This is a genomic window from Streptomyces sp. NPDC007991, from assembly GCF_042958445.1.
GTDB lineage: Bacteria > Actinomycetota > Actinomycetes > Streptomycetales > Streptomycetaceae > Streptomyces.
In genome coordinates this window covers 528,214-539,905 of the sequence record NZ_JBIBJD010000005.1, presented here as the reverse complement: position 1 = coordinate 539,905, position 11,692 = coordinate 528,214, and the positions used below count along the sequence as shown (strand labels likewise).

The window sequence follows — 11,692 nt, the reverse complement described above, 5'->3', positions numbered from 1 at the left end:
GACAGCCCAGGTCGGGTGAGCGTAGAACGCCCCGCACCGCCTCTGCAGACTTACACCACAACCTCACGAGCGGGTCACCCGCCGCACTGAGGCCAGTGCGGCGGGCGTTTGCGGACCGGCCCGTGACGGTACGTGCTGCCTCAGCGCGCGGTGAGCTTCCACAGGTGGTCGGCGGTGCCGTTGTCCGCCCATTGCAGGACCCGGGCGCCAGATGCGGTGCTCATGCTGTCGACGCCGAGCAGGAGACCGCTGTTGTAGTTGGCGATCTTGTAGTAGCCGCCGCGGGCCGGGATGACCTGCCAGAGGTGGTCGGCGGTGCCGTTGTCACCCCAGATCAGGGCCGTGCCGCCATTGCCGATGCCCGCGTCGGTGATGCCCAGGAGCAGGCCGCTGGACTGCTGCCGGATCTTGTAGAGACCGTTGCCGGCCGGGACCAGGGTCCAGTTCTGGTCGGTGCCGGTGGTGGACGTGGCCTGGACGACCGAGGTGCCCTGGGCGGTGCCCGCGCCGCTGGTGTCCAGGGCCAGGCCGCTGTTCTTGTTGGTGATCTGGTAGCGGCCGGCCAGCGAGGTGTTGGTGCCGGTGGGCGTGATGACCAGGTGGTAGCCGTCGGTGGCGTTCATCGTCACGGGCACGGTGAGGGAGCCGTTGCCGACGGTGTAGTCGGCGTCGGAGATGGTGATCGGCCCTGGGGAGGCGGTCGTACGGCCGGTGCCGGGGCTGTACTCCAGCTTGACGTGTACGGTGCTGCCGAAGGCCGACAGGGAGTTCAGGCCGTTGACGGTCACGGCGCAGGAGCCGGTGCAGCCGCCCGCGACGACGCTGATCTGGTTGCCCGCACTGTTGCGGGAGGCCATGCCGTCGATGCCGGTCTGGGCCGGGGGCGTGGTGACGAGCATGTTCCCGGACATGTCGCCGTACCACTTGTACGTCCAGTACGAGCCGTTGGGCGAGCCGCCGGTGTCGGTCAGGGTGTCGCCGAGGGTGCCGTAGTGGTTCCAGAAGGCGAGTTCGGCGTCCCGGATCCCCGCCCGCTCGAACTTGGCGGCGTAGCCGATGAGAGCGCCGGAGTTGCCCATCTCGGCGGGCGTGCCGTACTCCTCGATGGCGATCGGGCGCGGGCTGATGCCCAGGCTCGACTCCAGCCCGCGGTAGGCAGAGACGTGGGCGGCGATGTCCCTGCTGCCGCCCAGTTCGTGCCAGGCGATGACGTCCGGCACGGTGCCGGAGGCCTTCGCGTCGGTGAGGAAGGAACTCATCCAGGACTGGTTCCAGCCCGAGTAACTCGGGCCCTGGATGGGGGTGGTGGCGTCCTTGGCGCGGACCTCCTTGAAGGTGCGCGCCCACCCCGCGTTGAAGGCGCCCGCGTTGGCGGTGTCCCACGTCCAGTCGGGTTCGTTCCACAGCGCGTACGCGCTGATGTCGGTGGCGCCGGAGGACTTCACGGCGGCGACCTGCTTGTCGACCGCCGACAGCCAGTCGCTCCAGCTGACCCACTTGTAGGGGAAGTTGGGATACCAGTCCGGCATACGGACGACGACCTTGGCGCCCGCGCGGGCCGCCTTGGGTGCCACGACCAGGGCGTCACCGGCGGGCTTGGGCTCGCCGTTGGGCAGTTGCGAGCCGCCCGGCGCCATCTGCACGAAGGTGTTCGGCCTGAGCGGCGTGACGAGACTGTCGGCGGGGGTGGTGTCGTCGGCGAGGCCGTACAGGCTGCCCGTGCCGACGTGGGTGACGGGCCGCAGGGTCTGAGCGGCGTTGACCACGAGGGTGGTGGACGAGGTGGGGGTGGCCTGGGCGGACGGGCTCGTGAGGACGACGGCGGTGGCGGCCAGGGCCGTGGCCAGGGCGGCGGCGGTGGCACGGCCGAGGGGGGCTCTGTGGCGGTGGCGGGTACTCAGGTATGACATCAGCGGCTCTCCTGAGGGTTGCACGGGACGGGACGGGTGACGGTTGGGTGGAGGCGGCTCGGGGCGGGAATCAGTCCTTGACCGCGCCGGCGGTCACGCCCGCCGCGACATAGCGCTGGGCGAGGACGAGCAGGACCGCGGCCGGCAGGGACGCGACGACGGCGGTGGCCATGATCGCGTTCCACTCCTGGTTGTTGTTGCCGATGTAGTGGTAGATGCCGAGGGTGATCGGCCGCCAGTCGCCGCCGCCGTCGAGGGTGTTGGCGAAGACGAAGTCGGACCAGGCCCACAGGAAGCTGAAGAGCGCGACCGTGACGATCGCGTTGCGGCTCACCGGCAGGGCGACGGACCGGAAGGTGCGCCAGGTGTTCGCACCGTCGATCCGGGCGGCGGCGATGAGTTCGCCGGGGATGCCGGACATGAAGGCCGTGAAGATCATGACGCCGAAGGGCACGGCGATCGTCGAGTCGGCGATGATCAGGCCCCACCAGGAGTTCAGCAGGCCGAGGTCGAGGTAGATGCCGTAGAAGCCCATCGCCATGACGATTCCGGGGATCATCTGGGCCACCAGCAGGCCGAGGCCGAGCAGTCCCCCGCCGACGGGCCGGAGCTTGGCCAGCGCGAAGCCGGCCGGGGCGGCGAGGAGCAGCGTGAGGACGACCGTGCCCAGCCCGATGAGCAGGCTGGTGCCGAGGTAGGGCAGCTGGTCGTTCAGCACGGCCCGGTAACCCTCGAAGGTGGGGTGCAGGGGCAGCAGGTCGGGCGGGCTCTTGCGCATGTCCTGCTGCGGAGTGAGGGACACGTTGAGCATCCAGTACACCGGGAACAGCATCACGGCGGTGAGGACGAGCCCGATGAGGGTGTAACGGCGGGAGCCGGTACGCGACTTCACGCTTCCTGCCTCCTCTGGACGCGGATGTACAGCAGCCCGAAGGCCAGGGCGATGAGGATGAGGATGTTGCCGACGGCGGCCCCGGGGCCGAACTTCGGCAGCAGGGTGCCGAACCCGAGCTGGTAGGACCACGTGGCCAGGGTGGACGAGGCGTCCCCGGGGCCGCCCTTCGTCATGATCCAGATCAGGTCGAACACCTTGAGGGTGTAGACGAGACCCAGCAGTAGCGTGATCGCCGAGACCGGGCGCAGCAGCGGGAAGGTGATGCGCCGGAACTGCTGCCAGGCGCTCGCCCCGTCCAGGGACGCGGCCTCGTACAGCTCAGCGGGGATGTTCTGCAGGCCGCTGTAGAGGATGACCAGGTTGAAGGGGATGCCGATCCAGATGTTCGCGATGACGACCGAGGTCAGTGCCCAGTCGGGCGAGGTGAGCCAGTCGACCGGGGCCACGCCGGCGAGGTGGAGGGCGTAGTTGACGACGCCGGACTCGCTGTTGAGCATCCACGACCAGGTCGACGCCGACACGATCAGCGGCAGCAGCCAGGGGATCAGGAACAGCGCCCTGAGCGTGCCGGACAGCCGGAAGTGCCGGTTGAAGAAGACCGCGAGGGCGAGCCCGGCCAGGTACTGGAACGCGATCGACACGAAGGTGAAGATCATGGTGTGGCGCATCGCCGGGCCGAACGTCGGGTCGTCCAGGACGGTCCTGAAGTTGTCCAGCCCGGAGAAGGGCGCGTCGCCCGCCACGAACGACCGGACGGTGTAGTCGCGCAGGCTCAGGTCGACGTTGCGGTAGAGGGGATAGACGTAGAAGGCGGCGAGGTAGACGACCAGCGGGGTGAGGAACGCCAGTGCCGTGAGCCGGCTCTTGCGGCGCTGCGGGCGGCGGCGCGCCGAGGGGCGGGTCCGGTCGTCGGTGCCGGTCGCCGCGAGCCCGACCGGGGGCCGCTGTGCGCGGCGGTCGAGGCGTGCGGTGGTCATGCGAACTCCTGGATGCGGGTGGCCTGCCCGGGGGCCGTGGTGGCCGGACGGCCGGGGCGCGTGCTGGGAAGAAGGGCCCCGGGGCGTGCCAGGGGGCGTCGAGTGTCAGTTCTTGCCCTTGCCGGCGGCGGCCTGCGCGGCGTCGAGCGCGTCCTGAGGGCTCTTGCTGCCGGACAGGGCGGCCTGGACGGCGGTCCACATCGGCTGCGAGATGGTCGGGTACTTGGTGCCCAGACCGCCGCTGGTGCGCCCCCGTGCCGCGGCCACCGCGTCGACCCACGGCTTGAGCTTGGGATTGGCCTTGACCTGCTCGGCCTGCACGGTCGCGGTGGGTGCGACGTAGGCCAGGGTGGTGTCCGTGGCCAGCAGGTTGGCGGAGTTGGTCAGGCAGGTGACGATCTTCTTGCTGACGTCGTAGCGCGCGGTGTCCTTCTGCACCGGGACCGTGACGAACTCGCCGCCGGTCGGCACCGGGGCCGAGCCGCCGCTCTGGCCGGGGATGCTGATGACGCCGTAGTCGAATCCCGCCTTCTCGGCGTTGCCGAGTTGCCAGGTGCCGTTCTCGCTGAACGCGTAAGAGCCGGTGGCGAACTCCTGCCAGCTGGTGGTCTGGGTGTTCTGCAGGACGTCCTTGGGCGCGTACCCGGCGTCGACCCACTGCTTCCACAGGGACAGCGCGGCGACGCCCTTGGCCGAGTCGAGCTTGGTCAGGTCACCGCCGGCGCCCCAGAACCAGGGCAGGAACTGGAAGCTGCCCTCTTCGGTGTTGATCGCGGAGAAGGTGATGCCCTTCTTCCCGGCCGCCTTGACCTTCTTCAGCGCCGCCGTCAGCGAAGCCCAGTCCTTGATGGAGGCGGGGTCGACGTGGGCGGCGGTCAGGACCTTCTTGTTGTAGTAGAGGGCGAGTGTGTTGGCGCCGATGGGCACACCGTAGGAGGCGCCGTCGATCTCGCCCGCGCCGAGGATGTTCTTCTGGACGGACTTGGTGTCCAGGCCGAGGTCGCCGGTCTTGTTGAGGATCCCCGCCTCCACCAGCGTGGACACGACCGGGTTGTCGACCAGCATCACGTCGGGGGCGTTGCCCTGCTGGGCGGCGAGCAGCGCCTTGTTGCCGAGGTCCGTGGTGTCCATGCCGGTGCGCTTGATCTTGGCCCCGGCGTCGGTGCCGCACTTGGTGACGAGCTTGCCCCACGCCGAGGAGGCGTCGAACTGCGGGTAGGGGTCCCAGAAGGTGTACGTCCCGCCGGCCTTGTCGGAGCCGGATGAAGCGGACTGCGCGCCACCGCCGCAGGCGGCGACGGAGGTGAGCGCGCCGACGGCGGCTATGGCGGCGATCAGGGTACGGCGGCTGTTTCTCACGGTGACCTCGTTGTCTCGGGCTGGGGCGTACGGAGCGATGGCGGAGGGGGAAAGGCGGTGGGGGTTCAGGAGGTGGACGCGCAGTGGGGGTTCAGGAGGTGGGCAGCCAGACGCGCATGCCGCCGTCCTCGCGGTTGGCCCACGCGTAGTAGGGGATCGCGGTCAGTTCGAGGGCTTCACCGGCCGTCGGGGCGTCGGTGTCCGCGCCTCGGTACGGCCACCAGCCCGCGTCGGGGAGGTGCCGGCGGTGTCCTGCGGCCACGACGGTGGTGACCCCGCCGAGCAGGTCCGGGCGGTGCTTCACGGCGAGCGGGCGGGTGGTGTCGAGGACGATGTCGTCCAGGCCGCCGCCGGGGTGGTCGACCTGCTCCAGGCAGTAGACGAGCGGCCCGCGTTCGATCGCCACGCAGCCGCGCACGGCGTCCACCCGCGGATCGGCGGCGGTGAGCCGTGGTTCGAGGCCGAGTTCCAGGACGATCCGGTCGCCGGGCGCCCAGGTGCGCTCCAGTCGCAGCCAGCCGTCGGTGACGGGTGCGTCGGTCTGGTCGTAGGTCTCGTCCCCGCACCGGACGCGGTACTCGCCGCACCACTGCGGGATGCGCAGTGAGAGGGTCCAGGGCCGGTCGGCCGGGGACTCCTCGACGGTCAGCCCGATCGTGCCCTGCCAGGGGTAGTCGGTCTCGGCGCTGACCGCGACCGGGACCCCGCCGAGGTCACCGGCGTAGCGGCCGGTGACGTACTGGTGGATCTGCAACCCGCCGGCGTCGCCGGAGGCGAGGTAGTGCTCCAGGCTGGCCAGCAGCCGCATGGCGTTGGGCGGGCAGCACGCGCAGCGGAACCAGCGGGTGCGGCGGGCCGACTGGTCGCCGCCGGGGTCGGTGTGGCCGTCGCGGACCTGGAGCGGGTTGACGTACAGCCAGCGCTCGCCGTCCAGGGACACCCCGGCGAGGAAGCCGTTGTAGAGGGTGCGTTCGATCAGGTCGGAGTAGCGTGCCTCGCCGGTCAGCAGCGCCATGCGCCAGCTCCACTGGACGGAGGCGATGGCGGCACAGGTCTCGCAGTAGGCGCGCTCGTTGGGCAGCTCGTAGGGGTCCCCGAAGTCCTCCTCGTCGTGGTGGGCGCCCAGTCCCCCGGTCAGATGGGTCTTGGCGGCGGTCATCGCCGCCCACAGCCGTTCCGTGGCGGCGCGCAGTCCGGCGTCCCCCGTCTCGGTGGCGAGATCGGCCGCGGCGGCCAGCAGGTACAACTGCCGTACGGCGTGCCCCTCGACGTCGGTCGCCTCGCGCAGCGGGACGCGGTCCTGGCAGTACGCCTCGCCGCCCAGCAGACCGTGGCCGAAGCGGTCGACGAAGTAGCCGGCGAGGTCCAGGTAACGGCGTTCACCGGTCTCCCGGTAGAGCTCCACCAGGGCCGTCTCCACCTCGGGGTGGCCGTCGATGCCGTCGATCTCCTTGCCGCTGCCGGGCAGCCCGAAGACCGAGTCGATGTGGTCGGCGAACTTCACCGCCACGTCGAGGAGTTCGCCGCGCCCGGTGGACCGGTGGTGGGCCACCGCGGCCTGGATCAGATGCCCGGCGCAGTACAGCTCGTGGCCCCAGCGCAGATCCCGGTACCTCTCGCCGCCCTTGAGCAGCTGGAACCACGTGTTCAGGTAGCCGTCGGGCTGTTGCGCGTCGGCGACGAGGGCGACGATCCGCTCCACGTCGGCCGCGAGCGGGACGTCGGCCCCGGGCGTTTCCCGGGCGAGCTGCCAGGACGCGGCTTCCAGCCACTTGTAGACGTCCGAGTCCACGAACGGGTAGGCGCCCTGGAACTCGCCCTCGGCGGTGCCCGCCACCACCCGCAGGTTGTGCAGGTTTCCCGCGGACTCCAGCAAGCCGGGGCCCTGGGGAATGGAGGTCCGCGCGTTCACCTGACGCCGGGTGTCCCAGAAACCGGCGCCCACCTGGACGGTGAGAGGCGACAGCGCTGCCTTGGCATCCGGGCCGAGGCGGACCGGGCCCAGCAGGGCACCTCCTGCTTCGGGCGAGGCCGAGGACGGGGAGAAGGGCACGGCGGAACGTGGGCGGGGCATGGCTCTCCGAAGAGCTAGAAGGGGAAGCGGGCAGAACCCGGCGCACGGGGGATGTCATGCGGACCGGGAACCCGTCAGGCATGGCTCCGCCTGGCGAACCCGTTTGAGCAAACGATTTTCTGCCGGAAACGTAGGGAGCCCACGACCGCGAGTCAAGGGGTGCGCTGGAGTTATTACCTGCCGTCTCCTCGGGACTGGTCAGCCGCCGGGAACAATGCCAGGATGTGCCTCGCCGACGTCATCTAGGAAAAGGATTGCGCGTGACCGCCGTTCCAGGGTCTCCTCCAGCCGGGCGGGCGAAGCTCGCCGATGTCGCCACGCTGGCCGGCGTCAGTGTCGGGACGGCCTCGAAGGCGCTGAACGGCGGCGGCAGGATGCGCCCCGAGACCCGGCACCGGGTGCTGGCCGCCGCCGAGGCGCTGGACTTCCGGCCCAACCAGCATGCGCAGAGCCTGCACACCGGCCGCAGCTGGACCGTCGGCCTGATGACGACCGACGGCATCGGCCGCTTCAGCACGCCCGTCCTGCTCGGCGCCGAGGACGCGCTCGGGGCGGGGAAGATCTCCGTGCTGCTGTGTGACACCCGCGGCGACTCCATCCGGGAACAGCATCACTTGCGCAACCTCATGGACCGCCGGGTGGACGGCATCATCGTGACCGGCCGGCGTACCGACCCCCGCCCTCCCCTGACGGGCGTCGAGCCGATACCGACGGTCTACGCGCTCTCCCCCTCCACCGACCCGGACGACATCTCGGTCGTCTCCGACGACCGGAGCGGGGCGCGGCTGGCCGTGGAGCATCTGGCGGCCACCGGTCGTACCCGGATCGCGCACGTCACCGGCCCGGCACACCACGCGGCCGCCCGCGACCGCGCCCACCACACCGTCGAGTCGCTCGAACGCTCCTCGCTGGAACTGGCCACCGGCCGGGTCCAGTTCGGCGAGTGGAGCGAGGCGTGGGGCCGCCGTGCCGCCGAGGCGGTCCTGCGGACCGCGCCGGACACGGACGCCTTCTTCTGCGGCAACGACCAGATCGCCCGGGGCGTCGCCGACAGCCTGCGCGAGATGGGTGTGGACGTCCCGGGCAAGGTGGCGGTCGTGGGCTACGACAACTGGGATGTCATGGCACTGGCCTGCCGCCCGCCGCTCACCACAATCGACACGGACCTCGCCGAGATCGGCAGACAGGCCGCACTGCGACTGCTGGACGCCATCGGCTCCGAGCCTGAGCCCGGCCTGCACACCGTTCCCTGCCGCCTCGTCGTCCGCGAATCCAGCTGAGCGGCCGCGCGGGCTGCGTTCGGCCTCCGCGGTGCCAACAACCGTGGGTGCGCCTTATGTTGGGCTCAGGTCGGTGTGCACCAGGTCGTGGTCCGAGTACGGGGTGGGGCGCACGCCGTGCTCGACCGGGGTGATGCCCCGCAGGAAGACGTAGTCGAACTTGCTCCGCCAGTCGGTGGTCGGCTCGCAGGTGCCGGCGGGTGAGGGACGGCACCCGGGGTCCGCGTCCGCGGCCAGCGCCCACATCGGAGCGAGTTCGGGAGCATCCGGCACCGCGTTGAAGTCGCCGAGCACGATGGCGCGGTCGTACCGGGCGACCTCTGCCGCGAGTACGCCCACCTGGTCCGCCCGGACCTCCTCCTGACGCCGCTGGGCGAGGTGGGTGTCGAAGACCCGGACGGGCCGGCCTCCCACCGTGGTGGTGACGGCCATGTAGCCGCGGTCCTCGGATCCGCCGTCGGGGTATTCCACGCTGACGCGGTCGGTCATCGGCGCCGCCGAGAGGATCGCCTGCCCGAACGCCCCCGGACTCCACGGCAGACCCCCGCACCGGCCCCAGTCCTGCAGAACCGTCCCGTACTCGACGTGGTAGACGAGCCCGTGCAGGCGCTCCAGGTACTCCCGGATCATCTCGACGTCGCGCACGCACGCTTCCTGGAAGCCGATGACCTGCGGCGCGTACGTCGCGATCTCCGCCGCCCGGCCGACGTTGCTCACCTTGCAGGGATTGCAGATGTTCCAGGTCATGACCCGGTTCGGTACGGCCTCCCGGACGGCGGTGGCGGGCAGTGACCTGCCGGAGACGGCACCGCTCGGCGCACTGGGGCCGACGAGCACCACGCAGACCACGGTCATGGCACCGGCGAGCAGCCGCATGCCCCTTCCTAACACCATCGCCTCCTGAATGCGGTTCCCCACGCCATCTGGCGTCTCCAGGCACGAGGTTATGGGACGGGTTCTTCGGTGACAGGCGCTTCTGCCCTTTGTTCGAGCTCGTCCTCGAAGCCCTGCACCGCCCCGTCCACCGGTTTCCGCCCCACAGTCGTCGGCTCGACGATCGAGGAACAGCGGTCGTCCGGATCGGCGCGCCGCTCGCGCAAGCCCGCGGCCTCCACGAGGGCCTGGATCCGCGGCCCGGGCCGCCGCCGCAGCAGGTGCAGCACCTCGAACGATGTCAGGGACAGGTCGTACTCGGCGTTCCACAGCTCGATCTCCAGGGAGACCATGGCGGCGGAGCCTGCGGCGTACCTCTCACGCCACCTCGCAGCGCTCCCGGGCACCCAGGACGGTCCGCAGCCGCTCGTAGCGGTCGAGGTCCTCCCATGTGTCGAGGTCGGGCGGGCCGGGGTTGCGGATCCCGGTGCCCCAGACGCGCCGCCCGGGGCCTCGGGCGCCGGCCCGGGGCCCTCGCGGGGCCGGTGGGCGGTCGCGCGCTACCGGGAAGGCCGTTCCGGCTGTCCGCCGTCGGCGTCGGCGTCGAACACCTTGGTCCAGGTGGCGCCGCAGCGGCAGCGGGAATGCTCGATCAGTTCGCCTTCTTGGGACACGCTCAGCCCCTGGCTGAGCCGCACATGCACATGATCACCCATGAGGAGCCGCTTTCCTTGACGTCCGTTGCCAGGCTCAGGGTGGAGGTTCATCCCTTTTGCTGGCAATGTCATAGATCACACCATCTAGAGCTGTGAGCTCGCAGAGGCGAGGAGGTGGCCGGGATGCCGGCGCGGGAACAGGGAGCGGACCTGTACGCGGTGCTGGGCGTGGAACCCTCGGCGACGGCCGAGCTGATCACCTCCGCCTTTCGCGCCCGGGTGCGTGCACTGCGCCCCGACACCCGTGTCGACGCGGCCACCGCCGAGCGGTTCGGTGAGGCGCGGGAGGCCTACGAGACCTTGCGCGACCCTGCTCTGCGGGCGGCCTACGACCGGTCCCGCGCGCGGGCGTACGACCGCGGGCGTGCCCCGGCCCCGCCGGTGCGGCCCGTGCGGCGCTCCGTCGACCTGCTCGGGGCCGCCCGCCCCGAGCCCGCGCTGCGCGCCGGTCCCGTCCGGTGGGAGCCGGCGTCCCGGTGAGGTCCCGGCACCCCGGAAGAGCACGTTAGAGACAGTAACGGGCGAGGAGGGAGAAACCAGATGGCACGGGCGGTCGGTATCGACCTCGGAACGACGAACTCGGTGGTCTCGGTCGTCGAGGGCGGCGAGCCCAGACCGTGCTCGTCTTCGACCTCGGCGGCGACGACTGGGACCAGCGGATCGTCGGCCACCTCGTGAAGCAGTTCAAGAACCACTACGGCGTCGATCCGGCGATGGACAGGATGGCCGTGCAGCGGCTGCGGGAGGCCGCGGAGAAGGCGAAGATCGAGCTGTCCAGCTCGTCGGAAGGAGAAGCTGAAGGGGAGGACACCACGGCGATCCGGCAGGCGATCGACCGTACGGCGCAGGCCGCACAGCGGATCGGTACGGCGCTGTACGACAGGTCGCGGGCCGAGCAGCCCGCGCGTGCCGCCGGGGCGACCGCGGGTGACGGTGCGGCCGGCGGATCGTCCGAGGACGACGTGGTGGACGCGGAGATCGCCGACGACGACAAGCCGGAGGCTGGCTGACGATGACCGGGAGCGGGCCGCATTACACGGAGCTGGCGGCGCTGCGGCGCCTGGTGGAGGAGCGGACCGCCGACCTTCAGCGGGTGAAGGCCGAGTACGACAACTACCGCAAGCGGGTCCGGCGGGACCGCCTGGCCGTGCGCGAGATCGCGGTGGCCAACGTGCTCCGGGCGCTGCTGCCCGTGCTGGACGCCGTGGACCGGGCGTGTGCGCACGAGCCGCTCACGCCCGGCCTGGAGGACATCGCCGGCAGCCTGAAGGAGCAGCTCGGCTCGCTGGGCGTCACATCGTTCGGCGAGGTGGGTGATCCCTTCGATCCCGCCTGCCACCACGCCCTGGCGCACCACCCCTCCCCCGGCAGCGACCGCCTGGTCTGCTCGGCGGTCCTGCGGCCCGGCTATCGCCTGGGCGAGAACCTGCTGCGCCCGGCCCACGTGGAGGTCGCGGGGCCCGCTCCCCCGGCGAGGAACGCGCGCGGGGGCGACCGGGGCGTGCGCCCTGCCACCCCGGGTGGTGCGCCGCCCTTCCCGATCGCGCGCAGCTGATGCGCATCGTGACCGGCGGTGACCGGCGCATACGTCGACTACCTGGGTACCGG

At 70.9% G+C, this 11,692-nt stretch carries 11 protein-coding genes and 1 pseudogene; 4 read left to right on the top strand and 8 right to left on the bottom strand.

Annotated elements, in window-relative coordinates:
• Positions 1-140: 140 nt before the first annotated feature.
• From ACFZDA_RS17065 to ACFZDA_RS17045, 5 genes are all read right to left on the bottom strand, one after another.
• Positions 141-1,910, bottom strand: a complete 1,770-nt coding sequence (locus tag ACFZDA_RS17065; RefSeq protein ID WP_391081404.1) for an RICIN domain-containing protein — start codon at positions 1,908-1,910, stop codon at positions 141-143.
• Between the two features lie 70 nt (positions 1,911-1,980).
• The gene (locus ACFZDA_RS17060; protein ID WP_391081401.1) at positions 1,981-2,802 is read right to left on the bottom strand and encodes an ABC transporter permease subunit; all 822 of its coding nucleotides are present in this window, start codon (positions 2,800-2,802) and stop codon (positions 1,981-1,983) included.
• Entirely contained in the window at positions 2,799-3,782 is a 984-nt protein-coding gene (locus ACFZDA_RS17055; protein ID WP_391081398.1) for an ABC transporter permease subunit, read from the bottom strand. Before ACFZDA_RS17055 ends, ACFZDA_RS17060 begins: the two co-directional genes overlap by 4 nt.
• Before the next feature lie 105 nt (positions 3,783-3,887).
• Positions 3,888-5,141 (bottom strand): extracellular solute-binding protein, encoded by a 1,254-nt coding sequence (locus ACFZDA_RS17050; RefSeq protein ID WP_391081395.1) that lies wholly within the window; start codon positions 5,139-5,141, stop codon positions 3,888-3,890.
• A 91-nt stretch (positions 5,142-5,232) separates the two neighbouring features.
• Entirely contained in the window at positions 5,233-7,215 is a 1,983-nt protein-coding gene (locus ACFZDA_RS17045) for a beta-L-arabinofuranosidase domain-containing protein (protein WP_391081392.1), read from the bottom strand.
• Positions 7,216-7,475: 260 nt separating this feature from the next.
• Between ACFZDA_RS17045 and ACFZDA_RS17040 the strand changes: the two genes are divergently transcribed.
• Entirely contained in the window at positions 7,476-8,495 is a 1,020-nt protein-coding gene (locus ACFZDA_RS17040; RefSeq protein ID WP_391081390.1) for a substrate-binding domain-containing protein, read from the top strand.
• 54 nt (positions 8,496-8,549) lie between these two features.
• Here the strand turns inward: ACFZDA_RS17040 and ACFZDA_RS17035 are convergent, their stop codons facing one another.
• From ACFZDA_RS17035 to ACFZDA_RS17025, 3 genes are all read right to left on the bottom strand, one after another.
• Complete coding sequence (locus tag ACFZDA_RS17035) at positions 8,550-9,389, bottom strand: endonuclease/exonuclease/phosphatase family protein (RefSeq protein WP_391081388.1); 840 nt, start codon at positions 9,387-9,389, stop codon at positions 8,550-8,552.
• Positions 9,390-9,439: 50 nt separating this feature from the next.
• Positions 9,440-9,721: a hypothetical protein gene (locus ACFZDA_RS17030; protein ID WP_391081386.1), complete on the bottom strand. Its 282-nt coding sequence runs from the start codon at positions 9,719-9,721 to the stop codon at positions 9,440-9,442.
• A gap of 207 nt (positions 9,722-9,928) precedes the next feature.
• On the bottom strand, positions 9,929-10,084 hold the full coding sequence (locus tag ACFZDA_RS17025) for a hypothetical protein (RefSeq protein ID WP_391081383.1): 156 nt from the start codon (positions 10,082-10,084) through the stop codon (positions 9,929-9,931).
• A gap of 123 nt (positions 10,085-10,207) precedes the next feature.
• On the opposite strand from ACFZDA_RS17025, the gene ACFZDA_RS17020 reads away from it, so the two are divergent.
• From ACFZDA_RS17020 to grpE, 3 genes and pseudogenes are all read left to right on the top strand, one after another.
• The gene (locus ACFZDA_RS17020) at positions 10,208-10,564 is read left to right on the top strand and encodes a DnaJ domain-containing protein (RefSeq protein WP_391081380.1); all 357 of its coding nucleotides are present in this window, start codon (positions 10,208-10,210) and stop codon (positions 10,562-10,564) included.
• Positions 10,565-10,716: 152 nt separating this feature from the next.
• Positions 10,717-10,872: pseudogene (locus ACFZDA_RS17015) on the top strand (Hsp70 family protein); the annotation flags it as partial.
• 224 nt (positions 10,873-11,096) lie between these two features.
• Positions 11,097-11,639 carry a nucleotide exchange factor GrpE gene (grpE, locus tag ACFZDA_RS17010; protein WP_391081377.1) on the top strand — a complete coding sequence of 181 codons (543 nt, stop codon included), beginning with the start codon at positions 11,097-11,099 and terminating at the stop codon, positions 11,637-11,639.
• Positions 11,640-11,692: the final 53 nt, after the last annotated feature.

Bases quoted from the DNA above. Each gene is read 5' to 3' on its own strand.
- ACFZDA_RS17065 (WP_391081404.1), bottom strand. From the start codon at position 1,910: ATGTCATACCTGAGTACCCGCCACCGCCACAGAGCCCCCCTCGGCCGT.
- ACFZDA_RS17055 (WP_391081398.1), bottom strand. From the start codon at position 3,782: ATGACCACCGCACGCCTCGACCGCCGCGCACAGCGGCCCCCGGTCGGG.
- ACFZDA_RS17045 (WP_391081392.1), bottom strand. From the start codon at position 7,215: ATGCCCCGCCCACGTTCCGCCGTGCCCTTCTCCCCGTCCTCGGCCTCG.
- ACFZDA_RS17035 (WP_391081388.1), bottom strand. From the start codon at position 9,389: ATGGTGTTAGGAAGGGGCATGCGGCTGCTCGCCGGTGCCATGACCGTG.
- ACFZDA_RS17030 (WP_391081386.1), bottom strand. From the start codon at position 9,721: ATGGTCTCCCTGGAGATCGAGCTGTGGAACGCCGAGTACGACCTGTCC.
- ACFZDA_RS17025 (WP_391081383.1), bottom strand. From the start codon at position 10,084: ATGGGTGATCATGTGCATGTGCGGCTCAGCCAGGGGCTGAGCGTGTCC.
- ACFZDA_RS17020 (WP_391081380.1), top strand. From the start codon at position 10,208: ATGCCGGCGCGGGAACAGGGAGCGGACCTGTACGCGGTGCTGGGCGTG.
- grpE (WP_391081377.1), top strand. From the start codon at position 11,097: ATGACCGGGAGCGGGCCGCATTACACGGAGCTGGCGGCGCTGCGGCGC.